Here is a 25753-nt window from a genome sequence, read left to right on the forward strand (position 1 = left end):
GTCCACAAAGGACCTTTTCAGCCTTCGGCGGTGTTGTAGTTGACGATCCGGTCCACCATGACGGCGACCGCGCCGGCCAGCGGGCTGTCCGCGTCCTTGACCACCACGTCGGGCAGCCGGTGCGCCTCTTCCTCGGCGACCGCCACCATGCCCCAGAGCGCGTCGAACCCCGCGGGATCCGCCGGCTTCTCCGCGGCCGCTTTGACCAGCACGTCACCGCTCCCGTCGACGACGGTCAGCGCGCCCATCTGCCGCAGCACCGCGGGATCCGGCTCCTCGGTGGCGACCACCGCCCACCCTGCGACCTCCGTGTGCCGCAAGGCGGCGTGCAGGCTGCCGACGTCGCTGACAACGATGTCAGGCAATACGAGAGCCACCGGTCCCCGCGTCATCGGCAGGGCGGACCGGATCGCTCCGTCGAGCCCCGGCTCGGCCGAGTCGTCCTGGTAGACGAAGACCAGCTGGAAAGTCCCGGCGTAACGCGCCAGATACTTCACCGTATCCAGCTTGTGCGTCCCGAACACGACGACCACGCGCACGGTGAGTCCACTTCGCACCAGTTCGACCACGGTTTCCAGGCTGCGGTCCAGGACGGTGACCCCGGGAGCCAGGCAATGCAGCTCCTTCGCGTACGGCGCGCCGAAGCGCGTTCCCGATCCGGCGCAGGGCAAGATGATCGAAACATCAGGGACGGGTACGGACGAAACAGGCATCGAGTGGCCCTCAAGTTCTGTTGACGGTCAGGAGCCGTTGTCCGTCTCGACAGTAGTCAACGAAGGCGGTTCCGCGCGAGGGGAAAGCGCGCTCACCCGGGCATCGTAGACTGCGGCCACGTCGCCGAAGAGAAAGCGAAGAGGACACACGATGCGGGTGCTGCTTTCCACATACGGGACGCGTGGCGACGTCGAACCGCTGGTGGCACTGGCGGTGCAGCTACGGGCACTCGGCGCCGAAGTGCGGATGTGCACCCCGCCGGACGAGGAGTTCACGGAACGGCTGGCCTGTCTCGGGATCGGCTCGGTGCCGGTCGGGCCGCCGGTGCGGACGCTGATGCGCGCGACGGCTCCGCCGACGGCGGCGGAACTGACCCGGTACCGGACCGAGCTGCTCGAGACGCAGTTCGACGTTTTCCCTTCCGCGGCCGACGGATGCGACGTGCTGGTGGCGGCCGGCCTGGCGCAGGTCGCCGCGCGGTCCGTGGCCGAAGCCGCGGGCATCCCCTACGTCTACGTGACCTATGCGGCGGTCAACCTGCCGTCGCCGCACCACGCGCCGCCCCCGCGGCCGGGCTGGCCCGAGCCGGAAGGGGCGGCCAACCCGACGCGGTGGGAGCTGGACGCCGACCGGGTGAACGCGCAGTTCCGCGAGCCGCTCAACGGCCACCGGGCCGCACTCGGCCTGCCCCCGGTCGGCAACGTCCGCGACCACGTCCACTCCGAGCGGCCGTGGCTGGCGGCCGACCCGGTTCTGGGGCCGTGGCCGGAAACCCCGGGCCTCGAAGTGGTCCAGACAGGTGCGTGGACCCAGGTGGACGAACGTCCGCTGCCGGCCGAGCTGGAGGCGTTCCTGGACGCGGGCCCGCCGCCGGTCTACGTGGGCTTCGGCAGCATCACCCCGGCACCGGACATCGCCCGCTGGTCCGTCGAAGTGAGCCGCGCCCAGGGTCACCGCGTGCTCGTCTCCCGCGGCTGGGCCGACCTGGCCGTGGCCGACTGCTTCGCCGTCGGCGACGTCAACCACCAGCGCCTGTTCGGAAGGCTGGCCGCGGTGGTCCACCACGGCGGCGCGGGCACGACGCAGACGGCCGCCCGGGCGGGCGTGCCGCAGGTGGTGGTCCCCATCCGCTTGGCGGACAACCCGTACTGGGCGGGCCAGGTGGCCGCCCGCAAGGTCGGCGCGGCCCTCGACGGCCCGACGGCGACGGTCGATTCCCTGACCGCGGCGTTCGAAACGGCACTGGCCCCGGAAACCCGGGCGCGGGCGAAGGCGCTGGGCGCCGAAATCCGCACCGACGGGGCGAAAACGGCCGCCCGCCTGCTGCTCGACGGTTTCGGGTAAGAGGCACCGTCGCTCGAGCCGGCGGCATAGCCGGTCTTAGCTGTCGAGCCTCCCGTTCGTGCGGGCCGAGCCGTCAGCGGACCGCCGCCTGGATCCGAGCTGCGTTCGCCTGTGCACCCGGCAGGTCCGGGGTGCAGAACTCCGTCACCATCACCAGGACCCGGCCGGAGTCCGCGGCGGGGGAAGCCGTCAAGTCCGGGCTGGACGCGACCGTGATCCGGCGGGTGCCGGTCTCGTCGCTCATGCTCCACGTGTTGTAGCCCGGCACGTCCCCGGCGTGCCCCCAGACCTCGGGCGCGCCGGGACCGCAGGGCCCGACCAGGGAGATCCGCATCAGCCCCAGCCCATAGCCGATCCGCCCCTCCGTGCCGGGCCACGGGACCGTGGTCTTCATCTGCGCCAGCAGGCCGGCCGGCAGCAGCTCGCCGCCGAGCAGCGCATGGAAGAAGCGGTTCAGGTCGGAAGCGCTCGAAATGATGTTGCCGGCGCCGATGTAGCGGCTGAGGTTGTACGCGGTGACGTCGGTCGGCCCGTGCGGGGCCGGGTAGAGCTGCTCGTAGCCGTGCATGGCCGCGTCCGGCACCAGCGGGAAGTCCCGCGGCAGGAAGGTGTCGGCCAGGTGCAGCGGGCCGGTGATCCAGTCGGCCAGGACCTGCTCGAACCGCCGCCCGGTGAGCTTTTCGACCAGCAGCGCCAGCACGTTGTAGCCGGTGTTGGAGTACGACCAGCTCGTGCCCGGCGGGAACAGCAGCGGCTGCACGGTGCTGTCGTGGATCGCCTCGACCTCGCCGAAGTGCACGAAGCGTTCGGTGTCCACCTCCGGCAGAGTCGTCCACGTGTACTGCGGGGCGAGGTCCCGGGGCAGGCCACTGGTGTGCTGCAGCAGCTGCCGGACGGTGATCGGTTCCGGGTAGGGCAGCAAACCGGGCAGGTACTCCGAGATCGGGTCGTCGAGCCCCAGCCTGCCCTTCGCGGCGAGCTTCAGCACGAGCGTCGCGGTGAACGTCTTGGACACGCTGCCGACGCGGAACCGCCCGCCGGTGTCGGGCTTCGCCCCGGTGACGATGTCGCCGACCCCGGCGCGTCCCCGCCACCGGCCGGCCGGATCCGCCGCGATCGCGACCATTCCCACGTTTCCGGCCAGCACGGCCGAATCCAGTGCGGCCTGGCGTGGGTCCGGTTCCGCGGCGGCGGTACCGGTGCCGGCGAGCAGGAGCACCGCGCATGCGGTGGAGACGACCAGTCGACGCATGATTTCCCCCGGAGTGTGCGGTCCCTTACGACGGTAGCGCAGTCCGGCCGGGCGCCGCAGGGTTTCAGTCGTCGAGGATCAGGCCGAGCACCTGGGCGAGCGCCGGGGCCAGCTGCAGCAGCTGGACGTCGGTGATCCGCACTCCCGCCAGGGAATCGTAGCCGCTCTGGATGCCGATCTCCGACGCTCCGCGCAAATCGACGTTCTCGGCCTTCATTCCGTCGACGTGCAGCGAAGAAATCCGGGAACCGGGGAAGCTGACGTCGGTCAGCACCGCGTCCGCGAAATCGACGTCCTGCATGACGCAGTTGGTGAAGGTGACGTCGCGGAGCTCGGCATTCCGCAGGTTGGTTCCGACCAGTTTGCAGCCGAAGAAGCCGACCCGGTTGAGCTTCGAGTCGAACAGGGCGGTGCCGCCGAGGACCGTCCGCCCGAACTCGGCGTCGAGCCAGCTCGTCTCGGCGAAGTCGGCGCCGTTCAGCCGGCAGTTGTCGATCCACACGTCGTTGAACCGGCTTCGCCGCAGGTAGGTGTCGTCGAAGTCGACGCCGGTGAACGCGGACTCCAGGAAGCGCAAGTTGCCGGCGTGGACGCCCTCGAACGAAAGGTCCTGGAACAAGGCGGTGTCGAACCGGTCCCCCTCCTCGGGGGCGGACTCCTCCGCTTCCAGGTGGGCGAAGTAGGGCAGGTCGTCGATGCTGCGGAATTCGGGCACTGCTCACCTCAAGTCGCTGAACGCACGTCCTGGAGCTTATCCGGTACCGCGGGACAGCCGGGTGAGCAGCACCCGATGCGGTCACCGGGCATCGACGGCTCCGGACCGCCGGCTCGAGGGTCTGCGCGCACCACCGCGTAGTGCCGTGTCCTCCGCCCGGCCCGGACGATTTCAAGTCCGTGAATGGCACATTGAGGGACGTAGAGTCCCTCAATGTGCCATCCACGGACTTGGACCTGAGGGGCGCTAACCGAGGCTTTCGTAGGGGTCGGCCGGTGGCGGGACGGGCCGGGCCTGCCCGACGGCGACGAACGGGATGGTGCCGCCGTTGACCGGGTCCTTGGCCTGCTCGCCGGTGTAGGTGCCGGTGATCTCGAGCCACGAGTCCGGTTGCAGCACCGGCGGGACCGCTCCGGCGAGGCCGACCTTCACGGGCTGGGCGTCCGCGGCACAGCAGTTGAGGAGCATCCGGACCAGGTAGGGGACGCCGGCCTGGTCGAAGGCCACGAAGCCGGTGAGCGTGACGGTCCGCCCGGCCAGCGACCGGCCGTGGTCGTAGACCGCGCGGTCCGCGTAGCCGATCACCGTCAGGCGGACGGGGTTGCCGTCCGGGAGCGGGGCGACGATCCGCGGCGCGGTCACAGCCGTGCCGGCGCGCATCGCGCTGTAGGACCCCAGCGCCGGTGGCGCGGCGAGGATCAGCGCGAACACCGGCAGGACCAGCAGCCACGAGACCCGGGGCGCCGGATGCCCCGCCGGGCGGCGGCGCGCGTACCAGACGGTCGCGATGGCCGCGATCACCAGCACCACGCCCGCCGCCAGCACCAGCGGGCGCAGCCCGGCCTTGACGTACCGCAGGTACAGCCCGGTCACGCCGGCGTGGAGCAGGACGCCACCGACGAGGAACAGCAGGATCGCCTGCACAGTCCGGTTCACAGCAGCACCGCCCCGGTCAGGACCGCGGCCAGCACCGCCACGACGAAGGTCACCGGCGCGAACCGCAGTGCGAACCCGCGGCCGAACGTGGCGGCCTGCATGCCGAACAGCTTCAGGTCGATCATCGGGCCCACGACCAGGAACGCCAGCCGCGCCGTCGGGGAGAACTGCGTCAGCGACGACGCGACGAACGCGTCGGCCTCCGAACAGATCGACAGCAGCACCGCGAGGACCGCCAGGGCCAGCACCGCCAAGACGGGGTTGCCGCCCGCGGCCTGCAGCCAGGACGCGGGCACCACGGCCTTGAGCGTGGCGGCGGCCATCGCGCCGCCGACGAGGAACCCGCCCGCGTGCATGACGTCGTGCCGCACCGATCCCCAGAACGCCGCTCCCCGGCCGTCGCCGTCCTCGTGCGCGTGGGCGGCACGGGGACGCAGCCAGTCCGGACGGCCGAGCCGCTGCCACAACCAGCCCATCACGCACGCCGCCGCGAGGCTCGCCGCGAACCGCGCGACGACCATCCCCGGCTGCCCGGGAAACGCGACCGCCGTCGCCGTCAGCACCACCGGGTTGATCGCCGGCGCCGACAGCAGGAAGGCCACCGCCGCCGACGGGTTCACGCCGCCGCGCACCAGCGCGCCGGCCACCGGCACCGACGCGCATTCGCAGCCGGGCAGGACCGCACCGGCCAGCCCGGCGACCGGCACCGCCAGCGCCGGCCGTTTCGGCAGGACGCGGGTGAAGACCGAGGGCGGCACGAAGACCGCCAGCCCGGCGGACAACAGCACGCCGAGGACCAGGAACGGCAGCGCCTGCACGACCACCGCCACGAACACGGTCATCCAGCTCTGCATCACCGGAGCGGACAACAGCCGCCGAACCGGACCCTGCGCCACGAACCCGACCAACAGGACCAACGTCAGGACGAGGACCGGATCGACGTTCCAGCCCGACAACCCGTCCTGATCCCGCTTCCCGGCCTGGCGCCGGCTTTCGTCGATGGCAGTCACCACAGGTCTCCGTACTTCCGCTCCACACCCACTTCTCCATACGGACGGCGGCCCCGCTCGGTTCATCGAGGAGGGGTCGTCACGCCGGGCCCGACGAAAGTCGGAGGCGATTCACGACCAAAGTCGGACCCGCTCACCCGCCGATTCGTCCTGTTCGGAACGGAACCGGACGGCATGGCGCATTGGTCCGCGGGCCATTCGGCGCAACCACCGCCAGGCCGCCGGGCACCGATTGCTTGAGCCACACCGAAACGAGGCACCGGACTGTATAAACAGGACACCCATGGGCCCCACCGTCCGCGCACCCCTCCAGGAGCGATCCATGCGTCGTTCACCCCGAAGAGTCCTCGCCACCGCCGCCTTCGCGGCACTGGCCTTGACTGCTCCCGCCCTGCCCGCCGCCGCGGTTCCCGCCACCGCGGCGGCGCTGCATCCGACCGCGCGTGTCTGCGCTCAGGCCGTGAAACCCGGTATGGCAACGTGTTTCGCCGAACGCCAGACCGACACCATGCGCGCCGCACTCACGCCGAACGCCCTCCCGAGCGGGTTCGGGCCCTCCGGGCTGCGCTCCGCGTACAACCTCACCGCGAGCGGCAGCGCGTCGGCGACAGTGGCCATTGTGGACTCCAACGACGACCCCAACGCCGAAGCCGACCTGGCCACCTACCGGTCCACCTACGGCCTGCCCGCCTGCACCACGGCGAACGGCTGTTTCAAGAAGGTCAACGAAAACGGCCAGGCCAGTCCGCTCCCGGCCGCGGACAGCGGCTGGGCCGGCGAGATCTCCCTCGACGTCGACATGGTCTCCGCGATCTGCCCCGGCTGCCACATCCTGCTCGTCGAAGCGAACCAGGCGAGCATGGCCGACCTCGGGACCGCGGTGAACACCGCCGTCTCACAGGGCGCCAAGTACGTCTCCAACAGCTACGGCGGCGGTGAGGACGGCAGCGAAACCGGTTACGATTCCAGCTACTTCCGCCACCCCGGCGTCGCGATCACCGCGAGCACCGGCGACAACGGCTACGGCATCAGCTACCCGGCCTCGTCCCAGTACGTCACGGCCGTCGGCGGCACGTCCCTCACCCAGGGCGGCGGCACCCGCGGCTGGACCGAAACCGCCTGGAGCGGCGCGGGCAGCGGCTGCTCGACCAGCGTGGCCAAGCCGTCCTTCCAGAACGTGACCACGGGATGCGCCAAGCGCGCCAACGCCGACGTCTCCGCGGTCGCCGACCCGCAGACCGGGGTCGCGGTCTACCAGACCTACGGCGGCAGCGGCTGGGCGGTCTACGGCGGCACCAGCGCGTCCTCGCCGATCATCGCCTCGGTCTACGCGCTCGCCGGCAACCCCGGCGCGTCCGACACCCCCGCCGCGTACCCCTACGCCCACGCCGGGAACCTCAACGACGTCACCTCCGGCAGCAACGGCAGCTGCTCGACGGCGGTGCAGTGCAAGGCGGGCGCGGGCTGGGACGGGCCGACCGGGCTCGGCACCCCGAACGGCACCGCCGCGTTCACCGCGGGCACGTCCACCGGCGGCGTCACCGTGGCGAACCCGGGCAGCCAGAGCGGCGTCGCCGGCACTTCGGCGAGCCTGCAGCTGTCCGCGTCCGGCGGCAGCGGCGGCTACACCTGGACCGCCACCGGCCTGCCCGGCGGCCTGTCGATCAGCACCTCGGGCCTGATCTCCGGCACGCCGGCCACCGCGGGAACGTACTCGGTGACCGCGACCGCGAAGGACTCCTCCGGCGCCACCGGCAGCACGACGTTCTCGTGGACCGTCACGTCTTCGGGTGGCAGTGGCTGTTCGGGCCAGAAGCTGGCCAACCCCGGCTTCGAAAGCGGCGCGACGTCGTGGACGGCGTCCAGCGGCGTGATCACGACGGCCTCCGGCAGCGAGACGCCGCACTCCGGCACCTATCTCGCCTACCTCGACGGCTACGGCAGCTCGCACACCGACACGCTGTCGCAGCCGGTGACCATCCCGGCGGGGTGCCACGCGTCGCTCAGCTACTACCTGCACGTCGACACCGCCGAAACCACGACCACGACGCAGTACGACAAGCTCACGGTCAAGGCGGGCTCGACGACGCTGGCGACGTACTCCAACCTGGACAAGGGCACCGGCTACCAGCAGCGCACGGTCGACGTCTCGGCGTTCGCCGGGCAGACGGTGACGCTGACCTTCACCGGCATCGAGGACTCCTCCCTGCAGACGTCGTTCTGCCTGGACGACACCGCAGTGACCTTGAGCTGATCAAGGCCGCGGGACGGCCACCCTGGGGTGGCCGTCCCGCACCCGCGCGAAAAGTCCGAAAAGCCGCCGCGGTCCGCAACGCGTGACAGGGATTCCGACACGACGAAACCGATCGGTTTTCCTCCGGCCGAAACCGGGCTAACCTCGCAGAGTGACGATCGAGGCGAAACCGAGCTCCCGGGAGCGGCTTCTGGAGGCCGCGGCCACACTCACCTACCGGGACGGCGTCGGCATCGGCGTCGAGGCGCTGTGCAAGGCGGCCGGGGTGTCGAAGCGGTCCCTGTACCAGCTGTTCGAAAGCAAGGACGAGCTGCTGGCGGCGAGCCTCAAGGAGGGTGCACCCGCCTTCGTGGCGAGCCTCCTGCCCCCGGCGGACGACGGCCGCTCACCCCGTGAGCGGATCCTGCACGTCTTCCGGCAACTGGCGGCGCAGGCGGCGGCTCCCGGGTTCCACGGCTGCCGCTACCTGGCCGTGCAGATCGAGCTCAAGGATTCGCGGCACCCCGCGAGCCGCGTGGCCCGCCGGATCAAGCGGAACCTGATGACGTTCTTCCGCACCGAGGCCGAACGGGGTGGGGTGAGCGACCCCGACCTGCTGGCCCGGCAGCTCATCCTGGTCTTCGACGGCGCAAGCGCCCGGGCCGGGATCGGCGTCGACGACCTGAAGGGGCTCATCGCGCCGACCCTGGCCACCCTGCTCGACGCGGCCGGCCTGCGCTGACCTCCCTCAGGAGGAGGCCGGGGGCCGCCAGCCGCCGCTGACCTCCTTGGTCGGCTTGTGCGGGAACCGGCGCTCGGCGTACTCCTGCGCGCGGGAGCCCGGCATGACGTACAGGGTCTCGGTCTTGTCCTGCAGCGGGCGCAGCACGGTGTTCATGAAGGCCTTGCGGTCTTCGAGGTACGGGCCCAGGACGTCTTCCCCGGCGGGGCAGACGGCCACGCAGTAGCCCGATTTGTAGCCCGGCGGGGAGCTCAGGCTCTGCCACATGGAGGCGCTTTCCGCGTCGGTCACCCGGGAGCGGTAGTCGGCGGCGTCCTCGCTGTCGGCCACGGTCTGCACCCAGTCGGTGAACCCGCTCATGAACTCGCGGTAGTTGTGCGTGGTGCAGGCCAGGCCGTCGAACTCGCCGTCCTTGCCGATCGCGCCGACCGGGCAGGCGGTGACGCACAGCTTGCAGTCGATGCAGGGGTTGTAGTCCAGCGCCTGCCCGTACTCGCTCACCTCGGCGTCGACCAGGACGGTGACCAGCAGCACGAAGCTGCCGAACTTCGGGTGGATGACGTTGCGGTGCAGCCCCATCACCCCGAGCCCGGCGGCCACCGCGACCGTCTTGTGCGCCACCACCCAGATCCGATCCGTGCCGAAGCGGTCCATCTCCTGCGGGAAGCCGACCGACGGGTTGAGCGCGCGGTAACCGGCGTCCTGCAGCGCCCGGGTGACACTCCGGGCGGTGTGGTCGGCCTGTTCGCCGGTCTGGTGGAACTCCTGGTTGGCCACGCTGCGGGCCGTCGAGCGGCAGTTGTCGCGGTTCATCCGGAACGCCATGGCGACCAGGGTGCGGGTGCCGGGCAACGCGGCCTGCACGTACGTGCGCTCCCCCGCCAGGTCGGGGTGGTCCAGGCTGACCGCGCCGACGTCGTCCGCACCGGCGGCCAGGCACAGCTCGCGCAGCCAGGCCGCGTCGATCACCGCCGGCGGGCTCGCGGCGTCACCGGCCCGGCGCCGGGCGAGCACGGCCCGCACCGACGGGTGCGCGGCCAGCTTCGCCGGCAGCTTCGGATCCCCTTCGGCATGTACGGCAGTCATCCGGTCTCCTCCCCTGCCCGGAGCGCCCTGCGCACCTCCGAGCGTAAACCGATCGGTTTCCGATCACCCGGCCCACGGTAGCACCACTTGCCGTCCTGAAACCGATCGGTTTACGATGATGAAAACCGAACGGTTTCCTTCGGCGGCCTCGGCGACAAGAGCGCCCTGCGCGAGGACTACCTGGACGAACTCCTCCAGGTGGGCCGCCGTCCCGGCTACCCGGCCGTCGCCCGGGGTGTCTACCGGAACCTGCCCGGCCTCAACGCGGCCCGCTCCCGCTACCCGGAAGTCAAGGCCCCCATCCACCTCGTCTACGGCGAGCAGGACTGGTCGCGGCCCTCGGACCGGGCGGCCAACAAGGACCTGCTGCCCGACGCCGAATTCACGCAGGTGCCGGGCGCCGGCCACTTCATCGCCCTGGAACGGCCCGACGTCCTGGCCGGCCTGCTGAACGCGGCGGCGTGATGACCGGCCGGACTCGCGTTGTCACGCACCAGGTGCGCCGGCTCGAAGCCAGGGTCGACCTGCCGTTCGAGGAATTCCGCGAACGCTGGCAAGGCGACGGTGTCTTGAATGACTCATTCAGGTCTTCGGAGGTCCTGAATGAGTCATTCAAGACCTCCGGCGAGCGGGAGGACCAGGGCCAGCAAAAACATTCCCGCGGCCACTCCGATCATCGTGAACACACCACGCGGCCAGAAAATGTGACTGTCCAAGAACGACACGCTCGCGAGCAGGAGGAGCACCGCGCCCGGCGCCGCCCGCCACCGCACCCGCATGGCGGCCGCGGCGACGATCGCGACGCCGGCGGCGAGGAAGCAGGCCGAGCCGATCAACCCGAGCAGGTCGCCGATCCCGAAGACGGCACCGGCCACCGGCGTGGCGCCGTGCTGCGCGTGCACCACCGTGCCCGCGGCGATCCCCGCGACGGCGTCGAGGCCGCCGTAGAAAGCCGCGAAGGCGAACGCGGCCAGCCGTCCGGGCCACCGCAGCCAGCGTGGCGCCGAGGCCAGCAAGAGCCACTGCGCTCCCGCGAGCAGCGGAAAGACCGGCAACAGGATGACGTGCAACGACGTCCACCAGCCGGCGGTCGCCGCGTCGAGGTACGCGGGGTGCACCGCGCCGAAGCCCGCGAGCAGAAGACCCGGGGCGGCGAAGAAGGCACCGCGCTGCCATCGTGACTCGATCACCGGGCGACCATAGCTGCGGCAGGCCGGCGATCGGGCGGTCACGAGGTTAGAGAACTCTTACGTCCACGACCGCGCAGGTTCCGTCCGGCCGCGGGGCACAGCTCGGGCTCCACTCGGGTACACGTCCACCGGTTCGCCTCGGTTCAACACATTTCCGAACTATTTCGCGGGACCACCGGGCACTGGACATCGGGACCGCACGCCGTCACGATTACCGGCGTCCCGCAAACTGCGGATTCTCTTTTCCCATTCCCCGCATCGGAGTCGACTCATGCCCCAGAAGACGGGAAAGCATCGCATTTCCCAGCGGACAAAAATCGCGACCGGCGCCCTCGCGCTCGCCGTCGCCGCCGGCGGGATCGCGATTTCGACCACGTTCGGCGAACCCGGCAAAGCCAGCGCCGACGAGGCCGACCCGGCGCTCTACATCGACATCATGAAGGTCAAGCCGAACAACGCCGAACCCGCGAACTCCCGCGGCGCGTCCACCGGCACCTTCACCGTCGACTGCGGACGGAACGAGAACCAGCACTTCAACCCCGACAACTTCGTCGCCCAGCCCGGCATCCGCAACGGCGCCCAGCACCTGCACGACTACGTCGGCAACCTCTCGTCCAACGCCAATTCGAACAACAAGAGCCTCGACGCCGCCGGGACCACCTGCAAAAACGGCGACAAATCCGCCTACTTCTGGCCGGTCGTGCGCATCGACACCGGCGACGAAGAAAAGAACCCGCCCGCGAAGTCGCCCGACGGCGACCGCGACCAGGCCGCCCAGGCCGGCGTCAGCCCGGTGATCACCTGCCCGGACGTCGCCAGCAAGCTCCCCGACGTCCCCGATTCCGCGATGGCCGAAGTCAACCGCAACCTCGACCTGCTCGACACCCAGCTCGACGAAGCCAACAAGCGGGTGGTCAGCACCCGGGGCCAAGGCGGGCCCGACTTCGTCCAGAACGCCATCCTCGGTCCGCTCAAGGACAAACGCGTCGCCACCATCGACCGGATGGCCATCGCCATCGGCCGCACCGCCGCCAAACCCCAGGGTCTCGACGCCCTCGCCCCCTGCAAGCTGCGGGACCAGGCCGGCAGCGGCGGCAGCGGAGTGAGCAACGGCGGCGGCGCCCCCGGCGGCGCGGCCCAGGCAGGCGGCAACAACGGCGGGAACAACGGCGGCGCGACGGCCAAGCCGCTGCCCGGCGCGGACGCCAACAACGAACTGCCCGACAACGACGGAGCGATCCAGCGCCCGGCGAAGGTCGGCATCACCTTCCGCGGCAGCCCGGCCGGCCAGGTCACCGCGATGCCGAAGTTCCTGCGCGCCCTCACCGGCGACGCCAAGCCGTCGATCAACGGCACCAAGAACACCCGCCCGGCGTGGACCTGCACCGGCCTCGAAAACCGCCTCACCGACAAGTACCCCATCTGCCCCGAAGGCAGCAAGGTCGAACGGATCCACACCTTCCCCAGCTGCTGGGACGGCAAGAACACCGACAGCGCCAACCACCGCACCCACATCGTCTTCCCCGACAAGAACGGCCGGTGCGCAGCAGGCTTCACCGCCATCCCCCAGCTGCGGATCACGCTCGTCTACGACATCCCGCACGACATCCAGGTCAAGAAACAATACAAAGTGGACTCGTTCCCGCAGGAAGACCACAACCCGCTGTCCGACCACGACGACTTCGCCAACGTCATGTCGCAGCGCCTCATGAACCAGGTCGTCAACTGCGTCAACCGCAACAAGACCTGCAACGCCTGACCCGCCGGCCGATCGGGTGCCCGCCGTCGTCCATCCCCACGGCGGGCACCGTCGGCGGGCCGGGCGGCCGGGTCGCGAGTAGGGTGAATCGCCCCGGAAAGCCGGGGTTTCACCAGGCGGAGGCAGGAATGACTGTCGATGTGCGGACCGAGATCGTGATCGGCCTTCCCCGCGACCAGGTCGCCGGGTACACGATCGACCCCACCCACGCGCCCGAGTGGTACGCCAACATCGAGTCCGTAGAGTGGGAGACTCCCGCACCGCTGGGCGTGGGCTCCCGCCTCGCGTTCGTCGCGCGGTTCCTCGGGCGCCGGCTGGCCTACACCTACGAGATCGCCGACCTGGTCCCGGGCGAGCGGCTGGTCATGCGGACCGCCCAAGGCCCGTTCCCGATGGAGACGACCTACACCTTCACCGAACACGGGAACACGAGCACACGCATGACATTGCGCAACCGCGGTGAGCCGAAAGGCTTTTCGGCGATCAGCGCGCCGGTGCTGGCCGCGGCGATGCGCCGGGCCAACCGGAAGGACCTGGCCACCCTCAAGACACTCCTGGAACAAACCCGGGCGTGACCGTGCCGGAAATCCCGTATCCTGGTGGCCGTTCCCGAAACGGAAAAAGGAAAAAGACCAACGAATACGCCGTCCGGTCCGGCTCGGGTTTTCGGGGTGAGGGGTGAGGGGGTGGTGAGCCATGCGGGGCCGACTCGCGCGCGCGAGCGTGTTCCTGGGTGCCGCCGTGGTCGCGGTGGGCGGGCTCGTCGTCGCCGGGACCGGGCACGGCTACCCCGCCCAAGACGTCCGGATGCGGTCGGGCTCAGCCTGGCTGGCTTCCTCCGGTGTCGGTCAGGTGAGCCTGCTCGACGGGACCTCGGCCGAGGTCGCGGCGCAGGTGCAGGTCGGCCCGCCCGGGCACGCGCTCGACGTCGTCCAGCGGGACTCGACCGCCTACGCCGTCGACCGCAGCGCGGGCACCGTGCGCCGGGTCGACGGCGCGACCTTCGAACCCGCCGCGCCGGTCACCCCGATCGACCAGGCCCGCGACGGGCTGACCGCGTTCGCCGGCACCGACACTCTGTACACTTTGGACACTCAGCGCGGGCTGCTGGCCGGCCGCGACCCGCTCACCCTGGCCCCGCGCGGCGCCCCGCTGTCCCTGGCGGCGCGGCTGACCGCGGGCACCGCCGCCCTCGACGACGCCGACCGGCTCTGGACCGTCGACGACGCGACCGGCGACCTGACCTGGATCGCGGGCGGGACCCGCACCACGCACCGCGGGCTGGTCCCGCCCGGCCGGAACGTCCTCGCCGCCGCCGGCGGCCTGCTCGTGGTGGTCAGCCCAGGCGCGCGGACCGCCACCAGCGTCTCCCCGGTGACCGGCGAGGTCGCCGCCACCATCCCGCTCGACCTGCGCCCCGACGACACCGTCCAGGTGAGCGGTTCCCCGCACCACGACCGGGTGTACGTCGTCGTCTCGCGGGGCCTGCTCGACATCTGCGACCTCGGCGCCGCGACCTGTGACACCGTCGTCCCGCTCGACGCGGCCGACCGGCGGCTCGGCGCGGCCGTCGAAGCCGGCGACCGGCTGTTCGTTCCGGACTACTCCACCGGCCAGGTCACCATCGTCGACCTCACGCACCCGTCGGTGCTCGCCCGGTCGAAGGTGCTCACCCCGCCGGCGCCGTTCCAGCTCTTCAACCGCGACGGGATCGTCTTCTTCAACGACCCCGCCAGCGAGCGCGCCGGGGTGATCCGCCTCGACGGCGGCGTTCGCCCGATCGCGAAGTACGACCCGGCGGACCCGCACAAGGGCCTCCACGACGACCACCCCGTTCCCTCGGTACCGCCGACGCCGAGCGGGCAGCAACCGCCTCCGGACCAGACCCCGCCGGGAACGACGCCGACGTCGGTACCGGCGCCACCCACCGGTGTCCCGGGCACGCCGACCGGGCCGGACCCGGTCCCGCCCGCGACCGGCGTCCCGACGACCGGCGTCCCCCCGACCGGTCCGCCGGCCGTGGCACCGGACCTGCGGGTCACCCTGTCGAAGACGACTCCGCAGCCGGGCGAGGACATTTCGCTGCGCGTCGACAACGCGGCGGGCGGCGCGCCGGTCACCGCGCGGTGGGACTTCGGGGACGGCAGCCAGGCGGACGGCGTGACCGTCACGCACCACTGGACCACCGAGAAGACCTACCAGGTGAGCGTGCGGGCGACCGTGGACGGGCAGGAAGCGGCGACGTCGGCGAGCGTGCAGGTCACGCCGCCGCCGTCGGTCACCGTGCCGGACGTCGTCGGCATGCCCGAGGCGGGCGCGCGCGGTGCCCTCACCGCGGCGAACCTCGTTCCGGTCGTGACCCGCAGCGCCAGCAACACCGTCCCCGCCGGGGTCGTCCTCGCCCAGACGCCGAAGGGCGGCACGAGCGCGGCACCGCGGACCCAGGTCACGATCACGGTTTCCAGTGGCAAGCCCGCTCCGGTCGACCTGATGGCCCGCGCTGCCGGCGCGAGCTGGACCACCGGCGCGGGCACCCTGCCGTTCAACGGCAACGACGGCGACGCCCGCGGTTTCGCGCTCACCCGGCACGGGCGGACCGAAGGCGGCTGTGCGCTGGAGGACGGCACCGCGCCGGACCCGTACCTGGAGACCCATCCGCAGTGGGTGGACAACGGCTTCATCAACGGCGTCTACACCTTGCCCCGGCCGATCGCCGCGGGCGACCACTTCCGCTCGAAGATCGGTTTCGTCTGGTGCAACCCGAACGAAGCCGGCGACGCGACTTTTGTGGTGTCGGTCATCGGGCCCGGCGGAGCGGCCACCGACGTCGCCCGGGTGCGCGACACCTCGGCGGACCGGGTCATGCGCCAGATCGACGCCGACCTCTCCGCCCACGCGGGGGCCACGCAGATCCGGCTCCGGATCGAGGCGGGCGCGTCCGCCGGACAGGACTGGGCGTCCTGGATCGGCCCGCGGATCGGCGCGTGACCCTCAGCCGAACGCGGCCAGCGCGAGCGGCTCCCACTTCCGCCACCCGGCCAGCCGCTCCTGGTACTCGGCTTCGACCGCTGTGAGGGACTTGCCGAAGAACATCCGGTGCGGCGGGTCGTCGGTGTCCGCGAGCTCCAGCAGCGGCGCCCGGGTCGCCCGCGGATCGCCGAGGTCCCACTCGATCCGGCCCGCCTCGCGAACCCCGTCGTAGTCCGGGTCCGGCGCGCTTTGCCGGACACTGCCACCCCCGAAGTCCGTCCGGTACGGGCCGGGCTCCAGGCAGATGACGTCGATCCCGAACGACGCGACCTCCTGCCGCAGGGACTCCGAAAGCCCTTCCACGGCCCACTTCGACGCGTGGTAGGCACCGATGCCGGGGAACGCGCGGATGCCGCCTTCACTGGTGACCTGGATGATCCGGCCACGCCCCTGCCGTCGCATGATCGGCAGCGCCGCCTGGGTCAGCCAGAGCGTGCCGAAGAAGTTCGTCTCGAGCTCCGCGCGGACCTCCTCCTCGGTGAGCTCCTCGACCATCCCGAAGTGCCCGTAACCGGCGTTGTTCACCAGCACGTCCAGTGAACCGAACTCGGCCGCCGCCCGCTGCACCGCGTCGACGGCGGCGGCGCGGTCGGTGACGTCCAGCCGCAGGGGCAGCACGGCGTCGCCGTACCGCTCCACGAGCGGACGCAGGCTCTCGGCGTCCCGGGCGGTGGCCGCGACCCGGTCACCACGCTCGAGCGCCGCTTCGGCCCACTCCCGGCCGAAGCCCTTGGAAGTCCCGGTGATGAACCAGCTCTTCGTCACGACACGTACCTTCCTGTTCGAATTTCTACGTCCTGAGCTAACAGTAGCATGGACTGCATTAATGCATCGAGTGGTAGAGTCGTGGCCATGACCGTGAGCGATGGCCGCCGTGAGCGCAAGAAGGCCCAGACCCGGGCCCGGATCCAGGAAGCGGCCCTGGACCTCTTCGCGAGCCAGGGCTACCGGGAAACGACGATCGCGCAGATCGCCGCGCGTGCCGACGTCGCGACCCGCACGGTCACGCTGCACTTCCCGGCCAAGGACGACCTGCTCTTCGCCGACGACCCGTTCACCGCGGAGTCGCTCGAACGGTGGCTGCGCGAGCGAAAGCCGGACACCACGCTCGACGCGGTCCGCGGCTGGATGCACGCGACCATGCGCGAACTCGACGAGCGCGACCACGACTCGGGCGTGGACCCCGGCCTGATCTGGCAACGCCGCGCCCTCCGCGCGCGGCTGCTCATGGCCGACGACGACCTCCGCGGCCGCGCCCGCGCCGGTTACCGCGACCTCGAACTTCCGATAGCCGAGGGCATCGCCGAAGACCTCGGCCTGCCGGCGGACGCCCTGCTCCCCCGGCTCACCGCCGCCACCGTCGTCACCGGCCTCCGCGAGATCTACGTGACACGCGAAGGCCAGGCTCAGGCGCGGTCGGCGGCGAGCGACCTGTCCCCCCTCGTGGACGAAGTGCTCGCCTTCGCCGAGGCCGGCCTCCGCGGCGCCCGGCCCCGACCCGGCGCGTAGGGATTACTCCGGCCCGGCGATTACTCCGGACGTGCCGATGCACGCCCATCCGCATGGCCGTCAGGACACCTTAGAACCGTTGAGCGACAAGCAACTTCGGCCATCCGTCAGGTGACCGATGTCTGTCGGCCGCTTACCACGAAACATTGTTCTACGGAGTCATGACGCTCCGGCCTCGAAACCCGAGGAGGAGCGATGTCCCGTGCTACCACCACCGTCTCCACTCTCGTGATCTTCCTTCTGGCCATCAACCTGCGGCCTGCCGTGACCAGCCTGGGTGCGGCCCTGCCGGACATCTCGGTCGCCGGTGGCCTCGTCGCCGCGGTGCTCGTCGCGTTGCCCCTGTGGGCGATCGGGCTCGGCGGCTGGGCAACGCCCTGGCTGTGCGGCCGGCTGGGGACCTACCGGACCGTCGCCGTGGCCCTCGCCGGGCTGGTGCTGTCGCTGTCCGGGCGCGTCCTCGGAGGCGCCGCGCCACTGCTGACCGGGACGGCGCTGGCGTGCCTGTCCATCGCCGTGCTCGGCACCATCCTGCCGCTGCTGGCCAAGGGGTCCGCCGCCTTCACCTTCGGACTCGGGCTCGGCAGCACCGCCGGTGCGCTGGTCACCCCCGCGGTCGTCATGTCGTCGTCGTGGCGGGCCGCCCTCGGCCTGTGGGCCATCGTGGGGCTGCTGGCCCTGCAGGCGTGGCAGCGCATGCCCGGCGAATTCCCGGCGCCGCAGCGGACCTCCGGGGCGACGCCCGCTTTCGCGCTGACCATCCACTTCGGACTCATTTCGACGGTGACGTTCCTGGTCATGGGCTGGCTCCCCGGCATCCTGCGCGGCGCCGGAGTCCCGGCGACGACGGCGGGCGGGTGCCTCGCGCTGTCGATGGCCATGGGGTTGCCCATGATGCTGCTGGTTCCGGGCTGGACGCGCCGGTGGCGCAACCAGACCCTGCTCGTCATCACGCTGGCCACGCCCAACGTCATCGGGGTGACCGGCCTGCTCCTCGCCCCGGCGGCCGCGCCCTGGCTGTGGGCCGTGGCCACCGGCACGGGCATGGGTTCGCTCGCGTTCGTCCTGACGACGATCTCGCTGCGCAGCAAGGACAGCTCGCTCTCGCTGTCCGCCGTCGTCCAGGGCGTGGGGTACGTCATCGCCGGCTTCGGCGTGCTGGCCTGCGGCTGGCTGCACACGCACACCGGGAGCTGGCGGACTCCGCTGCTGCTGGTCCTGGCGATCCTGCTCGGCCAGGTCTACAGCGGGCACATCGCCGTCACGCGCCGGACCGCGGCGCCGCGGGTCGTGCCCCCGCTCACCGTGCGCCGCCAGGGGGACGCCCCGGAGCTCGGGGTGTGAGCTCAGCCCGAGGCGGACTGGTGGCGCGCGGCTTCCCGGGCGATGTCGATCCGCGAATGCACGTCGAGCTTGGTCAGGATGTGCGAAACGTGCGTGCCGACCGTGCGCCGGGACAGGTAGAGGCGGGCCGCGATCTGCGGGTTCGACAGGCCTTCGACCACGAGGGCCGCGATCCTGCCCTCGGTCGGGGTGAGGCTGTCCCAGCCGCGCGTGGTCTGGCGGTGCTTCACCGTCGGGCCACGCCGGATGCCCAGCGCCCGGAACAGGGCGCGCAGCCGCGCCACGTCCCATTGCGCGTCCAGCTCCGTGTAGACGTCGATGGCGTGGGTGAAGGCCGCCCGCGCCGAGCCGCGGTCTTCGTCACGGGCTCCGGCGAAGGCGATCGCGGCGGCTTCCAGGGCCTTCGCCTGGGAGAGCGGCCGGCCCGCGTCGCGGTAGCCGTCGGCGGCACGCAGCAACATCGTCCCGTCCCGCTCGAGCAGGCCGCGGCAGTACAGGGCCAGCGCGCGGCGATGCGACACGGTGGGTTCGGCGGCGATCGCCCGCGCGCGGGCCGCCATCTCCGCCGCGATCCGCTCGTCGCCGACCGTCACGGCCAGCCGGGCGACCTCCCCCAGCAGGTCCTCCCCCGCGTCTTCGCGGGCCAGCACGGCGGTCAGCACGGCGAGCGCCCGATCCGGCGCGCCGGCGTGCTCGAAGGCGAGGCTGCGGGCCCGCGCGAGGGGTTCCACGACCCGGTCGCCGATGCGTTCGGAGTACAGCGCCGCGACGTCGAGGTGCCGGCGGGCCGCGGCCGGCTCGCCGCGGTGGAAGTGGATGATCGCGGCGACACCGCGGTCGCAGCACACCACGTTCGGGTCCTTGCGCTCGTCCGCGACGACGTCCACCTCGGCCAGCGCGTCGTCCCACCGGCCGGCGCCCAGCAGCAACCGGCCGAGCGCGCTCTGGACCTCGGTCAGCCGCACGACGCTGCCGGTGCGGTCGGCCAGCTCACGCGCCTGGCCGGCGGCGGTGAGCGCGTCGGTGTAGCGGTCCAGCGCGCCGAAGGTGACCGACTGGTTGATGCGCAGCAACAGGGTGAGGTCGATCAGCTCGGGGTCGCCCCGCACGACGGCCATCGCGCGCTCGAACAGCGGCAGTGCGCCGGCCCAGTCGCCCCGCGTCATCGCGACCAGGCTCAGCACGTGCAGCGCCCACCCGGTCGACCAGCGGTCTTCGTCCGAGCCGAGCTCGGTCAGGGCCGCGGAAGCGGCTCGGTGCGCGGCGGCGATCTCACCGAGGTCCCGGCGCGTCCGCGCGATGAGCACCATCAGCCTGGCGCGGTGGGGGGCCTGCAGGCCCGGCTGGGTCAAGGCTTCGTTCAGCGCGGCGAGGGACTCGGCGGAGCGGCCGGTCGTCGCGCGGCACTGGAGGACGGTCGTGTGCAGTTCGACGCGCACGTCGGGATCGCGGACACGGTCCAGGGCGCGGAGGGCGATCCGCTCGGCCTGGGCCAGGTTGCCCACCCGGTAGTACGCGTCGGCCAGCCGGCCGGCCAGCGCGCCGGTCAGGGCGTCGTCGAGCGGCGTGTCCCGGACCGCCCGTCTCAGGAGCGCGACGGCGACCACGGGTGCCTGGCCGATCAACGGCGTGGCCACCTTGAGCAGCCACTGCGCGGCCCAGTCCGGCACCGGCACCCGGCTGTCCGTTGTGGACACCATCGGCAGCAGCTGCCGCGCGACCCGCTCGACCGGCGCGTTCGCTTCGACCAGTGCCAACGCCGCGTCCTGGTGCCAGGCGACCCGGACCGCCGCCGGCATCTCGTCGTACAACGCGTGGCGGATCAAGGGGTGCCGGAACGCCAGGTCGTCACCGGCCGCCACCAGCACCCCGGCGGCACGTGCCTCGTCGAGGGCGGGCAGCAGCTCGGCGAGCGAGCAGTTCCGCACGGTCACCAGGTCCCCGACCGCGAAGCTGTCCCCGAGCAGCGCCGCCGCCCGCAGCACGGTCCGCGCCGCCTCGGACAGGAAGCCCAGCCGGTCGGCGATCGCCTCCGGCAGGGAGTCCGGCGTGGCCGTGCCGGTCAGCTCCACGATGCCGGCGGTGTCGACTTCCAGGCACGAGCTCCTGGCCAGCGCGTCGATCAGTTCGGTGAGGTACAACGGGTTCCCGGCCGCGTCGCCGGCCAGCTCCTCCAGCCGGGCACCCGGCTTGCCGCCGGCCAGGGCGGCCACCAGCTCGAGCACCGCCGGTTCCGCCAGCCTGCCCACCCGCAGCCGCTCGGCGGGCCGGACCATCCGGAACAGCGACCGCAGGTCGTCCCGGCGCGGCACCGGCCGCAGCACGCCCACCAGCAGCAGCGGAAGCTGCCGGACCGAGCGGGCGAGCCTGCTCCACACCGCCACCGTCGTGGTGTCGGCCCACTGCAGCTCGTCGACGACCAGCACGGCCGGCCCGTCCTGGCAGAGCTCGTCCACCAGCGCGACCAGCTGCTCGGCGGCCGCGGCGGCGAGGTCGGCGCCCTGGTCCGCGACGGCTCCGCCGCCCAGCAGCTCGGAAATGCCGTCACGGCGGGGATCCCGCGTGACCGGGGTGATCCGCAGGGCGTCCAGGAGCGGGAGCAGCGGCAGCGCCTGCCCGAGCTCGTCGCCGGCGCCCCAGTACACCTGGCAACCCGCATCGGCGGCGGCGGTGCAGGCGGCGCGGACCAGCGCGGACTTGCCGATCCCCGGCTCGCCGTCCACCAGGACGGCACGACCGCGCCCCGCGGCGACGTCACGGACCCAAGCAGCCAGCCGGGACAGTTCGCCGTCCCGGCCGACCAGCAGCTCAGTACCGTCCGTGAGCAGTCGCACACCGGGATTTTAGAAGTAAAACCTGTTCCCCAACAAGAGGCACACTTCGGAAGCCCGGAACACGCCGGGCCCGTAGTCGAGATTTCCCCTCGAGGAAACATCCCGTTCGATAAATGTTCCGATTTGTGATCCGGTGTCATTCTGCCACCTGACATTGCCGGCTCGTCAACTGCCCGCCCGGGCCCGGACGAATGACGCGGCGCCCCGGGCCGACCGCCGCCCGGTCGATCCGGACGAAAGAGGGAACGAGAGCGTCAGGCCCGGCGGACCGGGATCCCCCATCGGGAATCCACGCCGCATCCATGGTCAGGACAGCGTTCCGGCCGCGATCGGTCCGCCCCCGCGGGGCGGGACCTTCGATGGTTTCGACGATAGCACTGCCGTCGCCCCGCCTCCCTGGCCGACGTTCGCGAATTGGCCCGAGATCACCCCGTCCGGCGGCGGCCACCCGCGATGGCGCGACCCGCGGGCCGATTTCGATGGAGTGCACGCGCCGGGGTTCGTCGTCGTGGAGCGCCGCGGTTGATTCGTTGTTTTCCGCTTTGGCCGACGCTCTCGGGCCACGTTTTCCGCACTCCACGTCCGCGGTGACCGACTGTGATCACCGACGAGGTCCGCCCGCCGCCGGCCGTCCGCCGGCCGGGCGGCAGCCGGCGCGCCGTCGAAGGCCGACGGCCCGAATCCGCCACCCCGGCGTCCCTTCCCCCGGGAATCAGCGGCCCATCCCCTTTCGGCCGCGGCAATTCGTAGCACCGTTCGAAGATCGGTCCCGAAAAACAAGATCTTCGATCAAGAATCCGTGCCGCCATTCTGGTGAATTCCATGGCCCGGCGCGCGACACGCATTGTCAAGTGCTGCCGGTGTCCCTACAGTGGCCTGCCTGACGCCCGGGAAGTGAATCACGAACCTTCCTTGGATTCGGCACACCAACTGTCATCTCCTGCGAGGAGCAGGCCGTGTTTGGAATTGCCAGAAGCAGTATCCGGGTGCGCGCTGTGCTCGCCCTCGCGGCCGTCACGGTCGTCACGGCCGTCACCGGCTGCGGCGCACTCGGATCGGTCACCCCGAAAGCCTCGTCGAGCGGCAGCGGCCTCGAGAAGGTGACACTGAAGGTCTCGATCCTGCCCACCACGGACCTCGCGCCGTTCTGGCTGGCCCAGGACAGCGGCTACTTCGAAGCCGAGGGCCTCACCGTCGAGTCCGTCATCGCCGCCAGCGGCCAGGCCTCGCTGACGAAGGCGATTTCGGGCGACGTCGACATCGCGTTCTCGACCTATCCCCCGTTCTTCACCGCGAAGAGCACCGGCGCCGCCGACATGGAACTGGTCGCCGACGCGACGTCGGTCAACGCGAAGTCCAATGCGATCGTCACGGTTCCGAATTCGCCGGTGAAAACAATCTTCGACCTGGCCGGGAAGAAGATCGCCATCACGGCAAAGAACACCGCGTCGGATCTGCTCACCCGCTCGGTCATGCAGGATCACAACGTGGATTACGGCAAAGTGAATTGGGTGCTGATCGCGCTGCCGAACATCGCCGCGGCACTGCAGCAGGGCCAGGCCGACGCCGCGTACCTGCCGGAGCCCTACATCACGCAGGCCGCCAAGACGGCGGGCGCGATCCCCATCGTCGACATCAACACCGGCGCGACCCAGGACTTCCCGCTGACCGGCTACGGCGCGACGAAGAAGTGGGTGCGGGAGAACCCGAAGACCCTGGCCGCGTTCCAGCGGGCGATGCAGCGGGCCACCCACGACGCCACGAACGACCGCGCCAAGGTCGAGCCACTGCTGGTGCGGTTCGCCAAGATCGACGAGGACACCGCCAAGCTGCTCACCCTGCCGGGCTACGGCTCGATCATCGACGCGCGGCGCCTGCAACGGGTGCCGGACCTGCTGCTGCAGCTCGGCGCCATCCCGTCGCCGATCGACGTGAACTCGATGATCGGACCGCAGGCCGGAAGATGACCCGGCCCGGGCCGGCCGGCCGAGGTGCGGATCACGACCCGCCCCTTCGTTCACTCCGTGACGACGATGACGTGCAGGGTCCTCGGCCCGTGCACGCCTTCCACCCGGGTCAGCTCGATGTCGCTGGTTGCGCTCGGGCCGCTGATCCAGGTCTGCGGGCGGGCCGGGTCCAGCGCGGCCACGGCGTGGGGCACACCGGGCACGATCCGGTCCGCCCGGAGGACGCACACGTGCACGTCCGGCACGAGGCTCAGCGCCCGCCTGCCCTGCCCAGGGCCGTGGTCGAGCACGATCGTGCCGGTGGTCGCGATCCCGAGCGCGGCCGTGGTGACGACGGCGTCGAACCCGGCCGGCCCCGCTGTGGTCCCGGCCTGCGACGAGCCGTCGACGTCGGCTGGGAACCCTTCGGGCACCAGCACTTTCCGCGCCGTTCCCAGGGCCGACCGGATGGCCGCCGGAAGTTCGGCGGTGGTGCACCGCGTGAGGGCGGCGCGGTAGTCGACCACGCGCTCGGCGAACAGCTCGACGACGTCCGCGTCGGCGACGACCGAGCGGTACCCGCGCGGGACCACGGCTTCGGCCCGGTCCGCGTCCCGCAGCGCCCCGCGGACGGCCGCCAGGATCTCCTCGCGCGCGGTCATCCCTTTTCCCTTCGCCACCAGGACCGGAACGACTCACGCGGCGGGGCGGGCAGATCGCGTGAGTTCGTCCACAGCGAACCCGGCCACGGCAGGCGGGACAGGGCGCGGCGACCGCCCGGCAGCACACGGCGCCCGAAGCGGGTCAGGGCCCGGTTCGCGACCCCCAGCCCGCGTTCGGCGAACCCCAGCCGCCGGGCGTCCGAAAGCACCCAGGACGCGGTTTTCATCGCCACCGCCTCGGGTTTCGGTGGTCCGCCGCGGTGCGCGTCGACCACCTGGGACCGAAGGTGCACCAGGACTTCGGGGATGTCGATGCGCACCGGGCACGCCTCGAAGCAGGCGCCGCACAGGCTGGACGCGTACGGCAGCGAGTCGGTCTGCTCGTCGACGCCGACGCCCTTGAGCAGCGGGTTGAGGATCGCGCCGATCGGCCCGGGGTAGACCGAGCCGTAGGCGTGCCCGCCGGTGCGTTCGTAGACCGGGCAGACGTTCAGGCACGCCGAGCAGCGGATGCAGCGCAGCGCCTGCCGGCCGACCTCGTCGGCGAGCGCGCGGGTGCGGCCGTTGTCCAGCAGCACCACGTGCATCTCCCGCGGCCCGTCGCCGGGAGTCACGCCCGACCAGGTCGACGTGTAGGGGTTCATCCGCTCCCCCGTGCTCGAGCGCGGCAGGAGCTGGAGGAACACGTCGAGGTCGGCCCAGGTCGGCACGACCTTTTCGATGCCCACCACCGAAACGAGCACCTCGGGCAGCGTCAGGCACATCCGGCCGTTGCCTTCGGACTCGACGACGACCAGGGTGCCGCTCTCGGCCACGGCGAAGTTCGCGCCGGAGACGGCCATCTTCGCGCGCAGGAACTTCTCGCGCAGGTGCAGCCGGGCGGCACCGGCCAGCTCGGCCGGGTCGTCGGTCAGGCCATCGGGCGCGGGACGGCCCGCCGCGCCCATCTCGCGGCGGAAGATCTCCCGGATCTCCGCGCGGTTGCGGTGGATCGCCGGCACCAGGATGTGGCTGGGCAGGTCGTCCCCGAGCTGCACGATGAGCTCGGCGAGGTCGGTTTCCCAGGCGGTGACGCCGTGCTCGGCGAGGGCTTCGTTGAGGCCGATCTCCTGCGTCGCCATCGACTTGACCTTGACGACTTCGTCGACGCCGTGGTCGCGCGCGATACGGGCGACGACATCGCAGGCCTCCCGGGCGTCGCGCGCCCAGTGCACGGTCGTGCCCCTGGCCTGCAACGCCGCTTCGAGGGTCAGCAGGTGTTCGTCGAGGCGGCGCAGGGTGTTGTCCTTGATCGCGGCGCCCGCCAAGCGCAGCTCCTCCCACTCGGCGACCTCGCCGACGACGGCCGCGCGCTTGGCGCGGATCGTGCCGGTGGCGTGGGCGAGGTTGCGCCGCAGCTGCGTGTCGGCCAGCGCTTCCCGGGCCGCCGCCGGGAAGGCGGGCATGC

The 25753-nt window shown here is 71.4% G+C and carries 21 protein-coding genes; 10 read left to right on the forward strand and 11 right to left on the reverse strand.

What is annotated here, in order from left to right:
• Positions 1 to 17: 17 nt before the first annotated feature.
• The gene (locus A3CE_RS0105665; RefSeq protein WP_043790702.1) at positions 18 to 713 is read right to left on the reverse strand and encodes a glycosyltransferase family protein; all 696 of its coding nucleotides are present in this window, start codon (positions 711 to 713) and stop codon (positions 18 to 20) included.
• 151 nt (positions 714 to 864) lie between these two features.
• Here A3CE_RS0105665 and A3CE_RS0105670 point away from each other — a divergent pair, with 151 nt between their 5' ends.
• Positions 865 to 2058 carry a glycosyltransferase gene (locus A3CE_RS0105670; protein ID WP_020639100.1) on the forward strand — a complete coding sequence of 398 codons (1194 nt, stop codon included), beginning with the start codon at positions 865 to 867 and terminating at the stop codon, positions 2056 to 2058.
• 73 nt (positions 2059 to 2131) lie between these two features.
• On the opposite strand, the gene A3CE_RS0105675 is transcribed toward A3CE_RS0105670, so the two are convergent.
• From A3CE_RS0105675 to A3CE_RS0105690, 4 genes are all read right to left on the reverse strand, one after another.
• Positions 2132 to 3310, reverse strand: coding sequence for a serine hydrolase domain-containing protein (locus A3CE_RS0105675; RefSeq protein ID WP_020639101.1), 1179 nt, complete (start codon positions 3308 to 3310; stop codon positions 2132 to 2134).
• Positions 3311 to 3374: 64 nt separating this feature from the next.
• Positions 3375 to 4025 (reverse strand): pentapeptide repeat-containing protein, encoded by a 651-nt coding sequence (locus A3CE_RS0105680; RefSeq protein WP_020639102.1) that lies wholly within the window; start codon positions 4023 to 4025, stop codon positions 3375 to 3377.
• 246 nt (positions 4026 to 4271) lie between these two features.
• Complete coding sequence (locus tag A3CE_RS0105685) at positions 4272 to 4961, reverse strand: TIGR03943 family putative permease subunit (RefSeq protein ID WP_020639103.1); 690 nt, start codon at positions 4959 to 4961, stop codon at positions 4272 to 4274.
• Positions 4958 to 5971, reverse strand: a complete 1014-nt coding sequence (locus A3CE_RS0105690; protein ID WP_026468190.1) for a permease — start codon at positions 5969 to 5971, stop codon at positions 4958 to 4960. The genes A3CE_RS0105685 and A3CE_RS0105690 overlap by 4 nt, the downstream gene beginning before the upstream one ends.
• A gap of 322 nt (positions 5972 to 6293) precedes the next feature.
• Here A3CE_RS0105690 and A3CE_RS0105695 point away from each other — a divergent pair, with 322 nt between their 5' ends.
• Both A3CE_RS0105695 and A3CE_RS0105700 read left to right on the forward strand, forming a co-directional pair.
• Positions 6294 to 8225 carry a putative Ig domain-containing protein gene (locus A3CE_RS0105695; RefSeq protein ID WP_026468191.1) on the forward strand — a complete coding sequence of 644 codons (1932 nt, stop codon included), beginning with the start codon at positions 6294 to 6296 and terminating at the stop codon, positions 8223 to 8225.
• A gap of 151 nt (positions 8226 to 8376) precedes the next feature.
• Positions 8377 to 8946, forward strand: coding sequence for a TetR/AcrR family transcriptional regulator (locus A3CE_RS0105700; protein ID WP_020639106.1), 570 nt, complete (start codon positions 8377 to 8379; stop codon positions 8944 to 8946).
• A 6-nt stretch (positions 8947 to 8952) separates the two neighbouring features.
• Here the strand turns inward: A3CE_RS0105700 and A3CE_RS58355 are convergent, their stop codons facing one another.
• A complete protein-coding gene (locus A3CE_RS58355) occupies positions 8953 to 10032 on the reverse strand; it encodes a 4Fe-4S binding protein (RefSeq protein ID WP_020639107.1) in 1080 nt (359 codons plus the stop codon).
• Positions 10033 to 10230: 198 nt separating this feature from the next.
• Between A3CE_RS58355 and A3CE_RS50235 the strand changes: the two genes are divergently transcribed.
• The gene (locus A3CE_RS50235) at positions 10231 to 10497 is read left to right on the forward strand and encodes an alpha/beta fold hydrolase (RefSeq protein ID WP_020639108.1); all 267 of its coding nucleotides are present in this window, start codon (positions 10231 to 10233) and stop codon (positions 10495 to 10497) included.
• A 143-nt stretch (positions 10498 to 10640) separates the two neighbouring features.
• Here the strand turns inward: A3CE_RS50235 and A3CE_RS0105715 are convergent, their stop codons facing one another.
• Positions 10641 to 11222: a hypothetical protein gene (locus tag A3CE_RS0105715; protein ID WP_020639109.1), complete on the reverse strand. Its 582-nt coding sequence runs from the start codon at positions 11220 to 11222 to the stop codon at positions 10641 to 10643.
• 271 nt (positions 11223 to 11493) lie between these two features.
• Between A3CE_RS0105715 and A3CE_RS0105720 the strand changes: the two genes are divergently transcribed.
• From A3CE_RS0105720 to A3CE_RS0105730, 3 genes are all read left to right on the forward strand, one after another.
• Positions 11494 to 12981, forward strand: coding sequence for a DUF1996 domain-containing protein (locus tag A3CE_RS0105720; protein ID WP_020639110.1), 1488 nt, complete (start codon positions 11494 to 11496; stop codon positions 12979 to 12981).
• Between the two features lie 128 nt (positions 12982 to 13109).
• Positions 13110 to 13556, forward strand: coding sequence for an SRPBCC family protein (locus A3CE_RS0105725; protein ID WP_026468192.1), 447 nt, complete (start codon positions 13110 to 13112; stop codon positions 13554 to 13556).
• A 121-nt stretch (positions 13557 to 13677) separates the two neighbouring features.
• The gene (locus tag A3CE_RS0105730) at positions 13678 to 15969 is read left to right on the forward strand and encodes a PKD domain-containing protein (protein ID WP_026468193.1); all 2292 of its coding nucleotides are present in this window, start codon (positions 13678 to 13680) and stop codon (positions 15967 to 15969) included.
• Between the two features lie 3 nt (positions 15970 to 15972).
• Here A3CE_RS0105730 and A3CE_RS0105735 read toward each other — a convergent pair whose 3' ends face one another.
• Positions 15973 to 16776, reverse strand: coding sequence for an SDR family NAD(P)-dependent oxidoreductase (locus tag A3CE_RS0105735; RefSeq protein ID WP_020639112.1), 804 nt, complete (start codon positions 16774 to 16776; stop codon positions 15973 to 15975).
• A gap of 87 nt (positions 16777 to 16863) precedes the next feature.
• On the opposite strand from A3CE_RS0105735, the gene A3CE_RS0105740 reads away from it, so the two are divergent.
• Positions 16864 to 17520 carry a TetR/AcrR family transcriptional regulator gene (locus A3CE_RS0105740; protein WP_020639113.1) on the forward strand — a complete coding sequence of 219 codons (657 nt, stop codon included), beginning with the start codon at positions 16864 to 16866 and terminating at the stop codon, positions 17518 to 17520.
• 195 nt (positions 17521 to 17715) lie between these two features.
• Positions 17716 to 18864 (forward strand): MFS transporter, encoded by a 1149-nt coding sequence (locus A3CE_RS0105745; protein ID WP_020639114.1) that lies wholly within the window; start codon positions 17716 to 17718, stop codon positions 18862 to 18864.
• Positions 18865 to 18866: 2 nt separating this feature from the next.
• On the opposite strand, the gene A3CE_RS0105750 is transcribed toward A3CE_RS0105745, so the two are convergent.
• Positions 18867 to 21698 (reverse strand): helix-turn-helix transcriptional regulator, encoded by a 2832-nt coding sequence (locus A3CE_RS0105750; RefSeq protein ID WP_020639115.1) that lies wholly within the window; start codon positions 21696 to 21698, stop codon positions 18867 to 18869.
• Positions 21699 to 22693: 995 nt separating this feature from the next.
• Here A3CE_RS0105750 and A3CE_RS0105755 point away from each other — a divergent pair.
• Complete coding sequence (locus A3CE_RS0105755) at positions 22694 to 23665, forward strand: ABC transporter substrate-binding protein (protein WP_020639116.1); 972 nt, start codon at positions 22694 to 22696, stop codon at positions 23663 to 23665.
• Positions 23666 to 23715: 50 nt separating this feature from the next.
• Here the strand turns inward: A3CE_RS0105755 and A3CE_RS0105760 are convergent, their stop codons facing one another.
• Together A3CE_RS0105760 and A3CE_RS0105765 are read right to left on the reverse strand one after the other, a co-directional pair.
• Positions 23716 to 24306: a LutC/YkgG family protein gene (locus tag A3CE_RS0105760; protein ID WP_020639117.1), complete on the reverse strand. Its 591-nt coding sequence runs from the start codon at positions 24304 to 24306 to the stop codon at positions 23716 to 23718.
• Positions 24303 to 25751: a lactate utilization protein B gene (locus A3CE_RS0105765; protein ID WP_043791852.1), complete on the reverse strand. Its 1449-nt coding sequence runs from the start codon at positions 25749 to 25751 to the stop codon at positions 24303 to 24305. Before A3CE_RS0105765 ends, A3CE_RS0105760 begins: the two co-directional genes overlap by 4 nt.
• Positions 25752 to 25753: the final 2 nt, after the last annotated feature.

The organism is Amycolatopsis balhimycina FH 1894, assembly GCF_000384295.1.
GTDB classification, from domain to species: domain Bacteria; phylum Actinomycetota; class Actinomycetes; order Mycobacteriales; family Pseudonocardiaceae; genus Amycolatopsis; species Amycolatopsis balhimycina.

What these genes read in the sequence shown, in the direction of transcription:
- A3CE_RS0105765 (WP_043791852.1), bottom strand. Translation starts at nt 25,751, where the DNA reads ATGCCCGCCTTCCCGGCGGCGGCCCGGGAAGCGCTGGCCGACACGCAG.
- A3CE_RS0105730 (WP_026468193.1), top strand. Translation starts at nt 13,678, where the DNA reads ATGCGGGGCCGACTCGCGCGCGCGAGCGTGTTCCTGGGTGCCGCCGTG.
- A3CE_RS0105745 (WP_020639114.1), top strand. Translation starts at nt 17,716, where the DNA reads ATGTCCCGTGCTACCACCACCGTCTCCACTCTCGTGATCTTCCTTCTG.
- A3CE_RS0105665 (WP_043790702.1), bottom strand. Translation starts at nt 713, where the DNA reads ATGCCTGTTTCGTCCGTACCCGTCCCTGATGTTTCGATCATCTTGCCC.
- A3CE_RS0105695 (WP_026468191.1), top strand. Translation starts at nt 6,294, where the DNA reads ATGCGTCGTTCACCCCGAAGAGTCCTCGCCACCGCCGCCTTCGCGGCA.
- A3CE_RS0105725 (WP_026468192.1), top strand. Translation starts at nt 13,110, where the DNA reads ATGACTGTCGATGTGCGGACCGAGATCGTGATCGGCCTTCCCCGCGAC.
- A3CE_RS0105720 (WP_020639110.1), top strand. Translation starts at nt 11,494, where the DNA reads ATGCCCCAGAAGACGGGAAAGCATCGCATTTCCCAGCGGACAAAAATC.
- A3CE_RS58355 (WP_020639107.1), bottom strand. Translation starts at nt 10,032, where the DNA reads ATGACTGCCGTACATGCCGAAGGGGATCCGAAGCTGCCGGCGAAGCTG.
- A3CE_RS0105675 (WP_020639101.1), bottom strand. Translation starts at nt 3,310, where the DNA reads ATGCGTCGACTGGTCGTCTCCACCGCATGCGCGGTGCTCCTGCTCGCC.
- A3CE_RS0105740 (WP_020639113.1), top strand. Translation starts at nt 16,864, where the DNA reads ATGACCGTGAGCGATGGCCGCCGTGAGCGCAAGAAGGCCCAGACCCGG.
- A3CE_RS0105760 (WP_020639117.1), bottom strand. Translation starts at nt 24,306, where the DNA reads ATGACCGCGCGCGAGGAGATCCTGGCGGCCGTCCGCGGGGCGCTGCGG.
- A3CE_RS0105670 (WP_020639100.1), top strand. Translation starts at nt 865, where the DNA reads ATGCGGGTGCTGCTTTCCACATACGGGACGCGTGGCGACGTCGAACCG.